Raw genomic sequence first — 17662 nt, 5'->3', positions numbered from 1 at the left:
CGAATTAAAAATGTCGACCAGACAACTGGAGACTTCCTGCCAATGGGTAGGGGGTCTTTTTGTTTTTGGATCGCGCCGGAAGACAGCGTTGGGAGAAGGAGGAGTTGTACATGTCAGCCAAACAAAAAGTGATTGTATGGGGAAGAAGCGGGTGCTCATTTTGTACAGACGTCAAGGCTATTTTACAAGCGAATCAACGCCCTTTCGAATGGATTGATGTAGAAGGAAAAGACGTGCTCCGCGATGTGCTGGAAGTCAAATACGGCACGCGCCTGGTCCCGGTGGTGGAAATCGGCGGGGATGGCAAATACGAAGCATTGCTTCATACAGAACTGGATCAGTTACAATCGCGATTGTCAGTCGGTAGGGGGGATCAACATGGGGAGCGTACAAGCGATTAGGGAGGAGACACATGCATCTCTTCCGTCCAACGGGAAGAAGATTGAACCGATAGAGAGCATGATTGAGTTTCACGAAGTCCATAAATCATATGAAAGTGGCGGCGCAACGATTGAGGCATTAAAAGGTGTTACGCTGAACGTGCACAAAGGCGACATTTTCGGTGTGATCGGCTTAAGCGGCGCTGGCAAAAGCACGTTGCTTCGCACGGTCAATCGATTGGAGCAGCCCACATCTGGCAGAGTGATTGTCGACGGGAATGATTTGTCTGTTTTGTCGGTCAAACATTTGCGGAGCCTGAAGAAAAACATCGGGATGATCTTTCAGCAGTTCAATTTGCTCTCTACGAAGACCGTATTTGAAAATGTAGCCATGCCGCTGCGGCTCGGAACCACTTCGCAAAAGGAAATCAAGGAACGTGTCAATGAACTCTTGTCGTTTGTTGGCTTAACTGAAAAAGCGCAGACCTACCCCAACCAGCTATCCGGCGGACAAAAGCAACGCGTCGGGATCGCACGTGCACTGGCGACCAATCCGTCCATTTTGCTGAGCGACGAAGCAACTTCGGCATTGGACCCGCAAACGACCGCGTCCATTCTGGAATTACTCACAAGAGTGAACGAGGAATACAACGTCACCATTCTCATGATTACCCATGAAATGAATGTCATCAAAGAGGTTTGCAACCGTGTTGCGGTCATGGAGCAAGGCGCTGTCGTGGAACAAGGAAATGTCTTGGAGGTATTTGCGAATCCTCAGACAGAGACGGCTCGCCATTTTGTCAAATCAGTGGTACGTGACGACATTCCATCCAGTGTTTACAAGCTTCTTGAAGCGAATCAAGGAAGATCCAAGATCCTCCATATTCGTTTTATCGGAGAAAGCTCTGGTCAACCGATGCTCTCGCAAGTAGCGAAGCGATTTGCCAGTGACGTCCATGTCCTATTCGGAAACATTACCGAGCTGCAAGGAGTGCCATTTGGCAACTTGATTGTCGAATTGCAGGGCAGCGAACGAGAAATTGCCCGCGCGTACCAATACATCCTGCAACAAAACGTCACGGTTAAGGAGATTTCATAACGATGGAAGTCACATCCGACCAAGTCATCCAAGCCGTATACGAAACGATTTACATGGTGAGCGTATCGCTCGTGTTTGCGACATTGATAGGCCTTCCGTTCGGCATTTTGCTTGTGGTTACGCGTAAGGGCCACATTTTAGAGAATCCGTTGATTTTTTCGATCTTGAATCCGATCATCAACGTCCTTCGTTCGGTTCCATTTATCATATTGCTGGTGGCGATTATCCCGTTGACGAGGCTGATTGTCGGGACCTCTATCGGCACGACAGCGGCGATTGTGCCGCTCGTCATCTACAGCGGACCTTACATGGCTCGCTTGGTGGAAAACTCCTTGCTGGAAGTAAACGTAGGGATTATCGAAGCCGCAGAAGCGATGGGAGCAACGCCATTACAGATCATTTTTCGCTTTCTCATCCCGGAAACACTCGGGTCGATTATTCTCAGCATCACGACAGCTACCATCGGCTTAATCGGAGCCACAGCCATGGCTGGTGCAATCGGTGGCGGAGGGATTGGAGACTTGGCGATTACATACGGATATCAGCGGTTCAGCACCGTGACAATTGTTGCGACCGTCGTCATCCTCGTCGTGCTAGTCCAAGGGATTCAATCATTCGGCAACGTGCTTGCCCGTAAAATTCGCCGGAACTAAGGCAACAGAAGAGACAGGAGAGAACCATCGATGAAAAATGTAGCGCTTACCCTACTATGCGCCTTGATAGCCATGCTCGCAGTCGGTTGCGGAAAAACAGAGGAACAGACAGGGCTTACAATCGGCATTCGCGGGTCGGAAAGCCGTACGTGGGACTTCGTGAAGGAGCAGGCGGCAAAAGAAGGACTGCAAATTGAATTGGTTTCATTCAACGCGAATGTCAATCCGAATACCGTCTTGCTCGATGGGGAAATCGACGCCAATGCATTTCAACACGTCGCTTTTTTAGACCAATTCAATACGAAAAATAACTCGCAAATCGTGCCCGTTGGTTCCACGATCATTGCACCCCTCGGAATCTACTCCGATAAGTTCAAAAAAATCGAAGAAATACCGGACAGGGCAAAGATCGCCGTACCGAACGATGACTCCAACTGGGGACGTGCCTTGCTACTGCTCCAAGAGGCTGGACTGATTCAAGTCGTGGACAATTTCGATGGATTTGGCGGGGCGGATAAGATCAAGGCGAATCCCAAGCATTTAGAAATTGTCCCCGTCGATGGTGCAACGACTCCTCGTGTCATGAAGGATGTGGCGGCCTCCATTATCAATAACGGTGTAGCAGTCGAGGCTGGTTTTCTATTAAAAGACGCTGTGTTTCACGAAAGCAAAACGGCGAAGCCATACATCAACGTAATTGCGACGACAAAAGAAAAGGCAAACAGGGAGGACGTAAAAAAGCTGGTGGCGATCTACCAGTCCCAAATCGTATCGGATTTTATCACGGAGACGTATAAAGGAAACTACATCCCGACGCAAGTAACTGTTGAAGAACTGAACGATTTTAAACAATCGTTTAAGTCTAAGTCATAACGCGAACGAATGGGAGAAGAGCAGATGGAAAAGCGACAAATTCACTTATCCGCTTACTTAGTTGGTACGGGCATACATGTATCGTCATGGCGGTTACCGACAGCGAAAAGAAATGCGAGTATCGACATCGATTATTACAAGCAACTGGCTCAGACGGCAGAGCGTGGGAAGTTTGACATCGCCTTTATTGCAGACAGCTTGGCAGTCAATGAAGCTTCGCATCCGAATATTCTCAACCGTTTTGAACCAATCACGTTATTGGCAGCTCTAGCCGGGGCAACGTCCAAAATCGGTCTCGTCGCGACTGCATCTACCACGTACCACGAGCCTTACAATCTGGCTCGGCTGTTCGCTTCTGTTGATCATATCAGCAATGGTCGCGCAGGCTGGAATATGGTCACAACGGGTGATGCAACAGGAGAAACGGGGCGCAACTTCAGCCGTACGTCCCATGTTCCACACGATCAACGCTACGTGCAAGCAGAAGAATTCATCGATGTCGTGCAGGGCTTGTGGGATTCGTGGGAAGATGACGCATTTGTGCAAGACAAAGCGACGGGTGTGTTTTTTGATCCAGAAAAAATGCACAGACTTCATTACAAAGGGCAACATTACAGCGTACAAGGACCGCTGAATATCGGCAGGTCCAAGCAAGGACAGCCTGTCATCGTGCAAGCGGGAGCATCGGAGTCAGGACAACGACTGGCAGCACGAACAGCAGAAGTCGTCTTTTCGCACGTTAAAGATTTCGAGCGTGCCAAGAAGTTTTATCACAGCCTGAAAAGTAAGATGCCTGATTACGGTCGCACGCCAGATGAATTGCACATTTTGCAAGGCATATCCCCGATCATTGCGGACACGAAGGAAGAGGCAGAGGCGATTTATGAGCAGTTGCATGACTTATTGCTGCCAGAACAAGGCTTGCGATTTTTGTCAGGTTATTTAGGCAAAGTCGATTTCAGCAAGTATTCGCTCGATACGCCAGCTGCGGAAGTCATTTTTCCAGAAGAGAATGGCATCCAGAGTCATTTCGAATGGATGACAGAGCTGATCCGTCAAAAGAATCCGACCTTGCGCCAGTTGTATGCGCTACTAGAAGGAGGAAGCAATCGGGAATGGATCGGAACCCCTGAACAAATCGCAGACGCGATGGAAAAATGGTTTGCCCAAGGGGCGGCAGATGGATTCATGTTCATCGCTCCGATTCTCCCGCATGGCTTGGAGGTGTTTGTCGACAAGGTCATCCCGATTTTGCAAGAAAGAGGGCTTTATCGCCTCGATTACGAGGGCGATACGCTACGAGATCATCTGCATTTGAAAAAGCCGCTCAATCGGTTCCAGGTCCGAAACAAACAATTGACAGAAAGGAGATAGCGTAGTGGGAACAGGTATAGAGGCATTACGATCAACCGAACTGGAGTCAAAGCTGATTGCGATACGCAGACAATTGCATCAATATCCCGAGGTTGCCTACGAAGAGTTCGAAACCACTCGCGCTATTCGTGAATGGCTAGAGGAAGCGGATATTCGTATCATCGATCTCCCGCTGCAAACAGGCGTAGTGGCAGAAATAGGCGTGAACAATAGCGGGCCGATCATTGCCCTACGCGCAGATATGGATGCATTGCCGATTCAAGAGGAAACAGGCTTGCCGTACGCATCGAAAATCCCAGGGCAAATGCATGCTTGCGGTCATGACTTCCACACGGCGGTCATCCTCGGAGCCGCTTATTTATTGAAGCAACAGGAAAAGACACTCGCAGGAACAGTGCGGCTTCTTTTCCAACCCGCAGAAGAAAAGGGAACAGGTGCGAGGCAATTGGTGGAGAGGGGCGCGCTGGAAGGGGTTCAGGCGATCTTTGGCTTGCACAACAAACCTGATCTGGAAGTCGGGACCATCGGGATTAAACCGGGACCGCTGATGGCGAGCGTAGATGGCTTCGAGATCGAAGTGGAAGGGATCGGTACGCACGCAGCTATCCCACATGCCGGGGTCGATCCAATCGTGGCAGCTTCGCAAATCGTCACGGCTTTGCAATCGATTGTCAGTAGAAATGTAAGTCCGTTGGATAACGCTGTCGTGAGCGTGACGACCATTCACGGCGGAACGACTTGGAATGTGATACCTGACAAAGTCGTTCTTGGCGGTACGATCCGTACTTTTCAAGAGGAGGTACGTGCGCGAATTCCCGATCGCTTGCGTGCGATTATCGAGGGAGTGGCGTCAGCCTATGGTGCCAGAGTTCATCTGCGCTGGTTTGCAGGACCACCACCTGTTCACAATGACGAGAAGCTGACGAAACTGTCCATCGATGTAGCAAAAAAAGTAGGCTTGCAAGTCGTAACGCCCGATCCGTCTGCTGCTGGAGAAGATTTTGCTTACTATCAATTGAAAATACCGGGCTCCTTCGTTTTTTTCGGTACATCCGGTACCGAGGAATGGCATCATCCCGGATTTACGCTGGATGAACGGGCACTTTTACCTGGCGCTCATTATTTTGCCGAACTGGCTGCTAGCGCATTAAAGGACAGGTGAACGAATGGTAAACATCCAGAACCTCACGAAATCATACAAAACCTCAAAAGGAGACATCCCTGTTTTGCAGGACATCCATTTACAAATTGAAAAAGGAGATATTTTCGGGATCATCGGGTTTTCAGGCGCGGGTAAATCAACCCTGATTCGTTGTCTCAATCGGCTGGAGGAGCCAGATTCTGGGACGATTGAGATCGGAGGAAGAGTGATTACTGATTTAGCCGAGAAAGAACTGCGACAGGCAAGGCAGAAAATCGGCATGATTTTTCAGCAGTTTCATCTGCTGGATGCAAAAACGGTCTATCAAAACGTCGCTTTTCCTTTGGAGGTAGCTGGACATCCGAGGCCATACATTCATCAGCGCGTAAGAGAAATAGTAGATCTCGTACAACTCGGAGACAAGGAAAACGCATATCCGTCCCAGCTTAGCGGCGGTCAAAAGCAGCGTGTCGGGATAGCCAGGGCGCTGGTCAATTCCCCTGATTTGCTGCTGAGTGACGAAGCGACATCCGCGCTCGATCCGCAGACGACGTATTCGATTCTGGAGCTGTTGAAGGAGATCAATCGCCAGTTAAAGCTGACGATTGTGCTCATCACGCACGAGCTGGATGTGCTTCAGCACGTATGCAACAACATGGCGGTCATCGAAAACGGCAGAATCGTCGAGACCGGGAGTGTGGAGAAGTTTTTCCTTCATCCGGAAAGTGATACCGCTAAGCGATTTGTCCATATTATCGACTATTACCGTGACAAGCGCCATGTAATGGAAGGAGTCGGGGCGGGTATATGAACGCAGATTTGGTTGACTTACTATGGGAAGGGTTACTTGAGACGCTTTACATGGTGTTTTGGTCATCCTTGTTCGCTCTTTTGATCGGAATGGTTTTGGGAATCACCCTCGTCGTGACGGAAAAGGGCGGCCTTCTCGAATCACCAAAACTGAGTAAAGTGATCGGGTCAATAATAAATGGCGTTCGGTCTTTTCCTTTCATTATTCTGATCGTGTTGCTACTGCCGTTGTCGAGACTCATTGTGGGAACTTCGCTCGGGCCGACAGCTGCTATTGTCTCTTTATCCATTGGTGCAGCACCATTTTTGGCGCGTATCATTGAAAACTCACTCAAGGAAGTAAGTGCAGGGAAGATGGAAGCAGCCAAATCCGTCGGAGCTTCGCCCATCACAATCATTTTCCGCGTGCTCATTCCGGAAGCGATGCCAGCCTTAGTACGAGGTGTCACGATTGGGATTATCGGCATTACGGAATTTACCGCAGTAGCTGGGGCAATCGGTGCTGGGGGACTAGGCAGCTTGGCCATTCGCTTTGGCTACCAACGTTTTCGAGAAGATGTTCTCATCGCAACCGTGATCATTATCATTCTGCTTGTCCAAGTCATTCAATGGTCAGGGGATTCGATCGTCAAAGCGATCCATAAGAAACGCTACAAGTTTGAATAAAGCAAGGATTCAAGCTGTATGAAACCAGGGGAGTGGAAAGCATGGGGAAAAAGAGTCTCGGAATTATTGTAGGATTATTTACCGCATTTAGCTTGGCAGTCGCAGGGTGCTCAACATCAGCTTCCTCTAGTAACAGCACGGGTCAAGCGACAGAACCGAAGAAAGAAGTCACCGTGAAAGTTGGAGCCGCGCCTGTCCCGCATGCTGAAATATTGGAGTTCATCAAGCCAAAGCTCAAAGAGCAAGGGGTGAACTTGGAAGTGGTCGTGCTAGACGACGAGGGCCAACTGAATCCCGCCCTAAAAGAGAAGCAAATCGACGCGAATTTCTTCCAGCACGTGCCGTATTTGGATTCGGTCAAAAACGAACAAGGCTATGATTTTGTCGTCACGACGAAAGTTCACGTGGAGCCAATCGGATTTTATTCGGACCAATTGGGTTCGAAGGACGAAATCAAGGAAGGTGCGAAAATCGGCATTCCAAACAACCCGTCCAACGAATACCGGGCGTTGATTCTGTTACAAGAACAAGGCTGGATCAAGTTAAAAGGCGGTCTAACCAATTACGCCGCAACTCCGAAAGACATAGCAGATAATCCGAAAAAACTGGAATTCGTAGAAGTAGAAGCAGCTACCTTACCCCGGGTGCTACCCGATCTCGCGGGAGCCGTCATCAATACGAACATCGTTCTCGAAGCAAAGCTTGATCCGAAAAGCGCTTTATTTCGTGAAGGTGCGAATTCCCCCTATGCGAACGTGATTACGGTGCGAAAAGGAGACGAGAATCGGGAAGAAATCAAAAAGCTGGACGCTGCCTTGACTTCAGCCGAGGTCAAAAAGTTCATCGAGGACAAATACGGAGTTGCCGTCGTACCCGCCTTTTAACTCATCGAATGGGAGTGCGCGTGAGACATGAGAGGAATCCACATAGGCAATCTATGCATTCGTGATGCAAGAGTCGAGGACCGCGATCAGATTGAGGAGCATCTACTCGAAGCCTACCAGCAATATGAGCAGCATTTATCCGCCGTGAAATGGGAGCGATATAAAGAAGAAATCAGGCAATCCGTAACAAACAGTAGGACTCTCGCCTTCATCGTTGCGGTCTTGGACAGCGAAATAGTAGGCAGCGTTCAGCTATTTGTTTCCTCAGAAGCCGCTTATGCCAAGCCAGAACTCGGCATCGATTCCCCCATCATACGGTTTCTGGCCGTTTCACCGAAAGTGAGGGGGCGTGGTATTGCGGCACAGCTAATTGCGGAAAGCATCCATCGCATGCAAAGACTAGGAGCAACGACGCTTCATCTCCATACAACAGACATGATGGCATCTGCAATCAAATTGTACGAACGCCTGGGATTTACGAGAGCCATAGAGAAAGACTTTTCAAACGGGGAGACACTTGTGAAAAGCTACTGGCTGCGACTGTAAGAAAGATACACAAAAGTCCTGATGCCTCTGTTCATCAGGACTTTGTCTTTGCTTACTTTGATTGGAACGAACAGAAAATCTCCAGGTAGTGTGCATTGTACATGATGCCGAGGACATTCCCAAATGGATCAAGGACCGAAGCCGTTATGAATCCGTCACCACGCTGGATCAGGGGTTCGTACTCTCTTGCTCCCATGGATAAAAGCTTATCGAGTACGGATTCAATATCGTCGACGTGCCAATACATCACAGCGCCACCCGGACCAGGTACCGCAGCAACAGGTGCGAAACGGCGGTCAATGAGGCCTAGTTCGTGCTGGTAGTCTCCAATGCGAAACTCGACATAGGCGAGCTGTCCATCCGGTCCAGACCGCTCGAAGTATGGCGCAATGCCCAGTAGTTCGGTGTACCACTTTTTTGCCGCCTGCACATCATCCGCCCAATAACTGATCGTAGCAAAGCCCCGCAAGGTTTGGTTGTGACTCATCATCGAAGTTCCTCCTTTAAATGGATGGTACTTCCGATTATAAGGACCAATTACTGACAACAGTCTGTCAGTAGTTTGTAATTCTTTCCCCTTAACTGTACTTACTCAGCACATCAAAAAACTCTTTCAGAAAATGATAAAAAAGCTTTTCAGAAGGGGGGAGCTCACGGTTGTTGGGGATGATAATGCCCACTGTTCGTGTCACCAACGGTTCACTGATTGGGATCTTCACTGTCTCACGAGGAACGTTATCCGTTAATGTAAGCTCTGGCAACAAAGTGACGCCCAACCCTGCCGCCACCAACCCTTTAATGGCATCGATGTCTTCCCCTTCAAAAGCAACTTGAGGAGAAAAGCCCATTTGCGAGCAAGCATTGACAGCGATATTGCGAAGGATGAAACCGGGTGGAAACAACACAAAAGTATCTTCCTGCAACTGACTGAGACGCAAGCTCGGTTGCTTTGATAGCGGGTGCTTCGCGGGCAGTAGCGCGACGATATTTTCAGCAAAGAAGATGTGGCTGCGCACATTTTTTTCCTGAGTGGGAACAGGTCCAAGAAAAGCCAAGTCGATTTCACCGTTGATGACCGAATTGATCAGTCCCTGATAAGAGCCTTGCTTTAATTGAAACCCGATGTCCGGATACCGAGCTCGAAAACCGGAGATGACCGTCGGCAGGGGATTGGCGGCGAGGCTGCTCGTAAAACCAACACGAATCGTGCCACGTGAAGGGTCGAGGAACTCCTCAATCTTCTCTTTTGCCTTCTCGATTTCGCTCATCGCCATTTCGACGTGCTGCAAGAAGATTTTTCCAACTGCCGTCAGCTTGATATTGCGACCTTCGCGGAGGAACAGCGACACACCGAGCTCCTCCTCCAGGTTGGCGATTTGCCGACTGAGGGCAGACTGGGCGACGTGCAAATGATGTGAGGCTTCGGTGAAGTGCTCTCGTTTGGCAACCTCGATGAAGTATTGAATCTGTCGTAGCTCCATGAATACCCCCACCTTACCCATTTATCTCGATTTGAGATAGATTTTGCATAAATTATATATTGTTTGTATCGTTTCACTCAATCTAAAATTAACATACCAGAGAGAGCAAGGAGAGTGGAGATACATGACGACACAAGGAATGCCTGCTAAGCAAGGGTTATACGATCCGATTTTCGAACATGACGCTTGCGGAATTGGTTTTATTGCAAATTTGAAATCGAAATCGACGCATGATATGGTCCGAAAGGGTCTGAAAATTCTGTGCCAATTGGAACATCGCGGCGGTCAAGGCAGTGATCCGGAAACGGGAGACGGTGCAGGGATTTTAACGCAAATTCCACACGGCTTTTTCAAAAAGACCTGTAAAGAGCTGAATATCACGCTGCCAGCGCCAGGCAAATACGGTGTAGGTATGCTGTTTCTTCCGATGGATGAAGCGAAACGGCAAAAGTATGAAGCTCAGCTGGAGGCGATTGTCGCAGCAGAGGGACAAAAGCTGCTCGGCTGGAGAACAGTGCCTGTCGATGCGACGAAAATTGGCAAAACGGCTGTAGCGAGTCAGCCTTATGTCCGCCAAGTATTCATCGGAGCCAGCTCGAATATACAGGACCAAATGGCATTTGAACGGAAGCTGTACGTCATTCGCAAGCAGGTGGAACAGGCAACAGGTGCTGATTTTTACGCCGCTTCCATGTCTTCGCGTACGATTGTCTATAAAGGATTGCTCACACCAGGACAACTGGATGCTTTTTACCTTGATTTGCAAGATAATTCTTACACTTCTGTTTTCTCGGTCGTTCACTCGCGTTTCAGCACGAACACATTTCCTACATGGGAGAGGGCACACCCGAATCGTTATTTGATTCACAACGGGGAAATCAACACCTTGCAAGGAAACATGAACTGGATGATGGCTCGTGAAAAAATGTTCCAGTCCGAGGCGTTTGGTGCTGATTTGGCAAAAGTGGTGCCAGTCATTGATATGGCGGGTAGTGATTCAGCGATTTTGGATAACTGCGTGGAGTTTTTCTCGCTGGCAGGTCGTTCCTTGCCGCATGTCGCGATGATGATGATTCCTGAACCGTGGGATCAGGATGAGCGAATCGAAGAAAATAAGAAAGCTTTTTACGAGTACCATAGCTGCCTCATGGAGCCGTGGGATGGTCCAACAGCTATTTCTTTCACGGATGGTAGACATATCGGTGCGATTCTCGATCGAAACGGATTGCGACCAGCGAGATACTATGTGACATCAGATGATACGATTATTTTCTCATCAGAGGTTGGAGTTCTCGAAGTACCAGATGAAACGATTGTCCAGAAAGGACGGCTTAGCCCTGGACGGATGCTGCTCGTCGATCTCGAAGAAGGCAGAATCGTATCTGACGAGGAAATCAAGCAAAAAATCGCAAGTGAACAGCCATATAAGGAGTGGGTGAAAAATAACCTGCATGCTATCGAGGATTTACCGGCAGCAGGTCGCACGGAGGAGCTGCAAGAAGATAGCCTGCTTGCGCACCAAAAAGCGTTTGGCTATACACAGGAGGAAGTCGACAAGGTACTAGCCCCAATGGTTGCTGAGCAGAAAGACCCCATTGGTTCGATGGGCGTAGACACACCACTCGCGGTACTGTCTGATCGCGCACAGCTTTTGTACCACTATTTCAAACAGTCATTCGCCCAAGTCACGAATCCGCCAATTGATGCGCTACGGGAGGCTTGCGTAACTTCGACCCATACTGTGCTTGGCGCGGAAGGAAACCTCTTGGCACCGGATGCGAGCAATTGCCGCAGAATTCGTTTGACCAATCCTTTGATCTCCAATCAAGAGCTGGCAAAGCTTCGCGCGAATCCATTCCAAGAGTTCAAGGCGAAATCATTGTCGATACTCTTCCCGGCGCAAGGGGGAGAGCAAGGACTGGAGCTGGCACTTGATCAATTGTTCGCTTCGGCGGATGAAGCAATTGCTGCTGGCTACACCTTGCTGATTTTATCAGATCGCGGAATGAATCAAGATTTGGCTGCGATCCCTGCCTTGCTCGCTGGAAGCGGACTTCATCATCATCTCGTCCGCGCAGGAACACGTACCAAAGCGAGCATCATCATCGAATCCGGAGAACCACGTGATGTACACCAGTTCGCCATGCTGATTGGTTACGGTGCCGACGCGATCAACCCATACGTCGCCATCTCAACTGTAAACAGTCTGGTTGAATCGGGTAGGCTGAAGGATCTCACCAGCGACGAAGCAGTCGAAGTATACCTGCAATCAGCTGTAGAGGGTGTCGTAAAAGTCATGTCCAAGATGGGCATTTCGACTATTCAGAGCTACCGCGGCGCACAAATTTTTGAAGCGGTGGGCATCCATTCTACCGTCATAGATCGCTATTTTAGCCGTACGCCTTCTCAAATTTCGGGGATCGGACTGGATGTGATTGCGCAAGAGACGTTGATTCGCCATGCGAAAGCATTTTTGCCAGAGCATTCCGAGGAAGCATTGGAGGCAGGGAGCGATTTTCAGTTCCGCCGTGACGGTGAGTTCCACCTGTTCAATCCGAAGACGGTTCATGCCCTGCAAAAAGCTTGTCGGGAAGGCAGCTATGAGCAGTACAAAATCTATGCGGAGCAAGCGACAGCACAACAATTCGTAGCCCTGCGACATTTGCTCGATTTCAAGTCCAATCGACAGCCGATCCCGCTAAACGAGGTAGAATCTGTTGACTCCATTGTTCATCGCTTTAAAACGGGGGCGATGTCATACGGCTCTCTCAGCAAAGAAGCGCATGAGACCTTAGCGATTGCCATGAACCGTTTGGGTGCGAAAAGCAACAGTGGGGAAGGTGGCGAAGATTCGGCACGTTACATCATGGATGAAAACGGAGATTTGCGACGCAGTGCCATTAAGCAGGTCGCATCAGGACGCTTTGGCGTATCCAGTCATTACTTGGTCAATGCCTCAGAGATCCAAATTAAGATGGCACAAGGAGCAAAGCCGGGCGAAGGCGGTCAATTGCCAGGAAGCAAAGTCTACCCATGGATTGCCGAAGTGCGCGGATCGACACCAGGAGTTGGACTTATTTCGCCGCCGCCTCATCACGATATTTATTCAATCGAGGATTTGGCACAGCTGATTTTTGACTTGAAAAATGCGAATCCACGTGCGCGAATCAGCGTGAAGCTCGTATCCAAGGCTGGAGTCGGAACGATTGCGGCTGGTGTAGCGAAAGGTCTTGCAGATGTCATTGTGGTCAGTGGACACGATGGAGGCACAGGCGCTTCCCCAAAATCAAGCATCAAGCACGCAGGACTGCCATGGGAACTCGGTCTTGCTGAGACACATCAGACACTCTTGCTGAACCAATTGCGCGACCGTGTGGTTCTGGAAACGGACGGCAAACTGATGACGGGACGCGATGTCGTCATTGCAGCTCTACTCGGTGCGGAGGAATTCGGCTTCGCTACGGCACCACTTGTTTCCATAGGGTGTGTCATGGCTCGCGTATGTCACCTCGATACATGCCCAGTGGGTGTGGCGACACAAAATCCCGAGCTGCGCAAACGGTTTAAAGGCGATCCGCAGCACGCCGTGAATTTCATGCGTCTCGTTGCCCGTGAAGTTCGTGAGATTATGGCGGAGCTGGGCTATCACTCCATCGAGTCGATGGTCGGGCAGAGCCATGTGCTGAAGATGAGCGACAAGGCAAAAGATCATTGGAAAGCCAAGCACGTTGATTTGTCTGCGCTCTTGTTCCAACCGGATGTTTCCGAGGAAGTGGGCCGCTATCATCAACGCAACCAAGATCACAAGCTGGAAGAAACGCTGGATCGTCAAAAACTACTCAAGCTGTGCAAGCCAGCATTGAATAAACAGCAGCAGGTAGAGGCAAAGCTCGCTATCACCAATACGAATCGCGTAGTCGGTACGATTTTGGGCAGCGAGGTAACCAAACGTTTTGGCGAACACGGTCTGCCGGAGGATACAATACGCCTGCATTTTACTGGCTCGGCAGGTCAAAGCTTCGGGGCATTTGTTCCTAGAGGGATCACGCTTCATCTTGAGGGAGATGCGAATGACTACGTAGGAAAAGGGTTGTCGGGCGGCAAAATTTCGGTCGCACCATCGAAAAAAAGCAAATTCACTCCCGAGCACAACATGATTATCGGAAACGTTGCGTTCTACGGAGCGACCTCTGGGGAGGCGTATATCAACGGGATGGCTGGTGAGCGATTCTGCGTTCGCAACAGCGGAGTGACTGCAGTCGTTGAAGGAGTAGGCGACCATGGCTGCGAGTACATGACAGGAGGACGTGTCGTTGTTCTCGGCCCAGTCGGTAAAAACTTTGCAGCAGGCATGTCAGGCGGTACTGCCTACGTTCTGGCGGAAGATAAAGAGAAGTTTGCTGCGACGTGCAATCAGGAGATGGTACTCCTGGAGACACTGGAAGATCAACGGGAAATCGCTCGAGTCAAACGCTTGCTAGAAAACCACGTCAGCCACACAGGCAGCCGTCATGCACAAGCTTTGCTCGATGAGTGGGAACGTACCGTTCAACAGTTTGTCAAAGTCATTCCAAAAGATTACAAGCAAATCGTCTCCACGATGGAGGAGTTGGAGAAATCCGGTATGAAACGCCAAGAGGCGATTTTGGCCGCTTTTGAAATGAGCCAGAAGAAAGGCGATGCCAAAGCACCGAAAAAGAAAGCGCCCGAGCAATCCTTTGTCTCTGTGGGCAAATAAGGAGAAAAGCCGATGACTTATGTTGTGAGTCGTCGGCTTTTCTTTTGGTAACCAATCCCTTGTCCATGACGTCATAGGATTAGGTATAAGATTTTGCTAATAAGCCAGCGAAAGAAGGGATCATGGATGAAACGATTCACGATCATGGCTGTATCCATCGCTGCTCTGCTATTTTCGCAAGTCATCGTCAACGCCAAGGAAGGCGTGATCAACAGCAAGGGAGAATGGATCGTGGCACCTACGTTCGAGGAAGTGAAGGACACGGGTGGACTCTACGCTGCAACACTGGGAGACAGTCCAGCCAACCAATCCTGGGGTTTCATTGATCAAAGAGGAAAGTGGGTAATTAAGCCTCAATTCTCGTACGTGTGTTCCTTCGCTGCAAACGGACTTGCGCCTGCTGCACAAAACCTGAAATACGGTTACATCAATAAAAAGGGACAATGGGTCATCAAACCGCAGTTTCATCCTATCGAGCAAGAGAAGTCCATGGTTGTGGACCGTTCCTTTTCCGCGAATGGGTTAGCCTGGGCATACAAGGATGGAAAAGTCGGCTTTATCAATACGTCAACGGGATAGCCAAGGTGATGATCAATGGCAAGGTGGCTTATGTCAATAATAACGGAAAAATTTTGCTCAAAACCGCCTATACAGATGCAGGCGACTTCCATCAAGGTCTGGCGTGGATTTTGTCAAACGGGAAGGTTGGTTATATCGACACCAAGGGAAAACTAGTGATTAAGCCTAGCTTTGAACCCGATTATGGAATGGATACAAGAGCAGGCGACTTTCAGTCAAATGGCTTGGCACCGGCCTTATTAAACGGGAAATGGGGCTTTATCAACAAAAAAGGAGTATGGGTCATGAAACCTCAGTTTGCTTGGGTGAGGAGCATTTCTCCCGCTGGCTTTGCGGTGGTCGGTGTACAGTAACGTTTTCTTTCAATCGGATTGGGAAAGTAGACAGAATTTGGTATGATAAGAAAAGATTCGATAAATGATCGTACTGGCAGGTGATGTGATGTATTTCCAGAATCAAGATTCGCAATCAAGTTATCGACAAACCCCTGAAAATTCTTCTCTATCCCCAAACTCTAAAAACTCAACGCCACATGTCTTACAGCTCGCTAAAAAAGTCGGAAATAAAGCCATGATCCATTTACTCCAAAAGCAAAAAAATAACCAACCTGTGATACAAGGCAAATTCAAGGGTATTGAACCAACCGATTACACAACAGATGAGTATGACAACGATCCGGATAATGAAGGTCAATTTACTGCTGTGCGAGCAGATAAAGGCCTCCCCACCTTTTTTGGCGTGTTGAAAGATACATATGGTGAGGACAACGTAAATAAACGATTCTTTTCCAAGACAGTTGAATTAGGAGATACATGTGATCGTCCTCATTCTGTTTCTGCTATCGTAAAAAAAGGCACATCGAGAAAAGATCGTAAAGGCGATTCTTTTGTAAGTGCGATCGGCAATTTGGGTACAGAAGAGCGATTGATACGGGATGGAAAAAATGATGCAGCCAAAACCGCATACGATGGGGGACACCTGGTCGGTTATCAGATTGTACGAGGAATCGAAGCGAACCAAGCGTGGAATATAGCCCCGCAAGATGTGAAAAACAACGAGCATTCCTATAATAATACGATTGAAAAAATGCTACGTGGAGCGGGAAAAGGTACAGAGTATGTGTACAACGTTGAAGTGAAATACGATCAATGGAACTTTAGTGTGGATCAAGAACAATTGGTAAAGTTAGGTGCATTGAAACAGGTTGATTCAACGAAGCCATGGGAAATTCAGCTGCCAGTCAGAATTCCGTTTAAATGGGATGCGAAGGCGGATATGACCAAGACAGATAAAAAGAATTGGAAATTTAGTAGTCCAACAAAGGGTGAATCTTCTTTCGAACAATTTTCTCAAACAATGGATGAAGGAAATTTGGATTTTACGAGAAAAAGCCACACAGCAAGATTCAATCTTGCATTTTCCGATAAGGACGGAAATGAGGAGCTCTATGACATTGATTCCAATAATTTCGCTGCTAAGAAAGTGAAAGGTATTCGCTACTCCATGCATCAATCTTTACCTACAGACTTTTTGAAAAATCAAAATCCGGTAGATTGGATGGGGAACGAAGCAAATAAAATTGCTCATTTTGGTGAGGTTACAAAAGGGAAAGCTTCGTCCACCAATATTTTGGAAATCATGTCAGCTAAACTGAAGCGAAACAAAATTCTTATCGATGAGATTGAAGAAATTGACGATGTAAAGAAGCCAGAAAAAATGAGATTTATTCCAGAAGGGATTTCCCATCTAGACGAACGTGACGAGAAAAAATGTGTATTTATTTATCAATTGGATAAAAACAAAATTCGAAATGAATACATGGCACTTAAGAAAATAGAGGCGGATTACTACCCATTTTTTGATGTACAACAAGAAGAAGAGGAAAGGTTTGAGAAAGAAAAGGATGACTTCGATACCATAGCAAATGAGTTCGCTACATGGATGGAGGAATTAGACAAGAAAGAAGAGGATGAGATTGAAAGTATTCAGCAAAAAATGGCCCAGTATAGCAAAATACTAGAGGGACAGACCCTAACTCTGACACGGATAAAAAACCATCGGATAGGAAGGAATTTATACCAGGAAACAGTAGAAGAGATCTATCCACAATATAAAGAGAAAATATCGCGCAGCTTACAAGTATTACGATCGATAACTGGTTATGATTCTGACATCGAATATCAAGATAGTAAAAACAAAACGAATATGAATGGGAAAAGAACACTGGAGGCTAAGGAAGATAAGCGTAAAAAAAGAAAAGATGATAAGGAACAACAAGAAGAATATAAAAAGATGATCGAAGTAGCAACAGGCAAGTATAAGCGAAAATCAGTAGAAGATTATTTAAATAAGAAGTAATGAGGAGTAAGGCAATGAACATGTGCGGGAAGTAATGGGAACGAGGTGCAGGTTTTTGCCCCAGCACCTCGTATTTGTCA

General features: G+C 48.1%; 16 protein-coding genes. 14 read left to right on the top strand and 2 right to left on the bottom strand.

Annotated features, from left to right (window positions below; all coding sequences use genetic code 11):
• Window positions 1-110 precede the first annotated feature (110 nt).
• The 10 genes from POF51_RS02735 to POF51_RS02690 are packed head-to-tail and all read left to right on the top strand — an operon-like array spanning window position 111 to window position 8426.
• Window positions 111-401: a glutaredoxin family protein gene (locus POF51_RS02735; RefSeq protein WP_069845492.1), complete on the top strand. Its 291-nt coding sequence runs from the start codon at window positions 111-113 to the stop codon at window positions 399-401.
• 58 nt (window positions 402-459) lie between these two features.
• The gene (locus tag POF51_RS02730; protein WP_271754188.1) at window positions 460-1479 is read left to right on the top strand and encodes a methionine ABC transporter ATP-binding protein; all 1020 of its coding nucleotides are present in this window, start codon (window positions 460-462) and stop codon (window positions 1477-1479) included.
• Window positions 1480-1481: 2 nt separating this feature from the next.
• Window positions 1482-2132, top strand: a complete 651-nt coding sequence (locus POF51_RS02725; RefSeq protein ID WP_069845146.1) for a methionine ABC transporter permease — start codon at window positions 1482-1484, stop codon at window positions 2130-2132.
• Window positions 2133-2162: 30 nt separating this feature from the next.
• Window positions 2163-3005, top strand: a complete 843-nt coding sequence (locus POF51_RS02720) for a MetQ/NlpA family ABC transporter substrate-binding protein (RefSeq protein ID WP_271753702.1) — start codon at window positions 2163-2165, stop codon at window positions 3003-3005.
• Between the two features lie 24 nt (window positions 3006-3029).
• Window positions 3030-4379: an LLM class flavin-dependent oxidoreductase gene (locus POF51_RS02715; RefSeq protein ID WP_271753698.1), complete on the top strand. Its 1350-nt coding sequence runs from the start codon at window positions 3030-3032 to the stop codon at window positions 4377-4379.
• A gap of 4 nt (window positions 4380-4383) precedes the next feature.
• Window positions 4384-5541, top strand: coding sequence for a M20 peptidase aminoacylase family protein (locus tag POF51_RS02710; RefSeq protein WP_271753694.1), 1158 nt, complete (start codon window positions 4384-4386; stop codon window positions 5539-5541).
• Between the two features lie 4 nt (window positions 5542-5545).
• Window positions 5546-6331 (top strand): methionine ABC transporter ATP-binding protein, encoded by a 786-nt coding sequence (locus POF51_RS02705; protein ID WP_069845142.1) that lies wholly within the window; start codon window positions 5546-5548, stop codon window positions 6329-6331.
• Window positions 6328-6996, top strand: coding sequence for a methionine ABC transporter permease (locus POF51_RS02700; protein WP_271753690.1), 669 nt, complete (start codon window positions 6328-6330; stop codon window positions 6994-6996). Before POF51_RS02705 ends, POF51_RS02700 begins: the two co-directional genes overlap by 4 nt.
• A gap of 41 nt (window positions 6997-7037) precedes the next feature.
• Window positions 7038-7880 carry a MetQ/NlpA family ABC transporter substrate-binding protein gene (locus tag POF51_RS02695; RefSeq protein ID WP_271753687.1) on the top strand — a complete coding sequence of 281 codons (843 nt, stop codon included), beginning with the start codon at window positions 7038-7040 and terminating at the stop codon, window positions 7878-7880.
• A 27-nt stretch (window positions 7881-7907) separates the two neighbouring features.
• On the top strand, window positions 7908-8426 hold the full coding sequence (locus POF51_RS02690) for a GNAT family N-acetyltransferase (protein ID WP_069845139.1): 519 nt from the start codon (window positions 7908-7910) through the stop codon (window positions 8424-8426).
• Between the two features lie 52 nt (window positions 8427-8478).
• On the opposite strand, the gene POF51_RS02685 is transcribed toward POF51_RS02690, so the two are convergent.
• Together POF51_RS02685 and POF51_RS02680 are read right to left on the bottom strand one after the other, a co-directional pair.
• Entirely contained in the window at window positions 8479-8913 is a 435-nt protein-coding gene (locus POF51_RS02685) for a VOC family protein (RefSeq protein ID WP_069845490.1), read from the bottom strand.
• Between the two features lie 91 nt (window positions 8914-9004).
• Complete coding sequence (locus POF51_RS02680) at window positions 9005-9907, bottom strand: LysR family transcriptional regulator (RefSeq protein ID WP_069845138.1); 903 nt, start codon at window positions 9905-9907, stop codon at window positions 9005-9007.
• Between the two features lie 124 nt (window positions 9908-10031).
• Between POF51_RS02680 and gltB the strand changes: the two genes are divergently transcribed.
• The 4 genes from gltB (at window position 10032) to POF51_RS02660 (ending at window position 17582) form a co-directional block, all read left to right on the top strand.
• Window positions 10032-14645, top strand: coding sequence for a glutamate synthase large subunit (gene gltB, locus POF51_RS02675; RefSeq protein WP_271753682.1), 4614 nt, complete (start codon window positions 10032-10034; stop codon window positions 14643-14645).
• Between the two features lie 126 nt (window positions 14646-14771).
• On the top strand, window positions 14772-15224 hold the full coding sequence (locus tag POF51_RS02670; RefSeq protein ID WP_069845136.1) for a WG repeat-containing protein: 453 nt from the start codon (window positions 14772-14774) through the stop codon (window positions 15222-15224).
• A gap of 8 nt (window positions 15225-15232) precedes the next feature.
• Window positions 15233-15577, top strand: a complete 345-nt coding sequence (locus tag POF51_RS02665; protein ID WP_069845135.1) for a WG repeat-containing protein — start codon at window positions 15233-15235, stop codon at window positions 15575-15577.
• Between the two features lie 64 nt (window positions 15578-15641).
• A complete protein-coding gene (locus tag POF51_RS02660; protein ID WP_244521676.1) occupies window positions 15642-17582 on the top strand; it encodes a hypothetical protein in 1941 nt (646 codons plus the stop codon).
• Window positions 17583-17662 lie beyond the last annotated feature (80 nt).

Origin of the sequence: Brevibacillus sp. AG (assembly GCF_028369215.1) — a bacterium.
In the GTDB taxonomy this organism is placed as follows: domain Bacteria; phylum Bacillota; class Bacilli; order Brevibacillales; family Brevibacillaceae; genus Brevibacillus; species Brevibacillus porteri.
The sequence above is the reverse complement of the archived record's forward strand: the minus strand, read 5'-3'. Positions and strand labels throughout refer to the sequence as shown.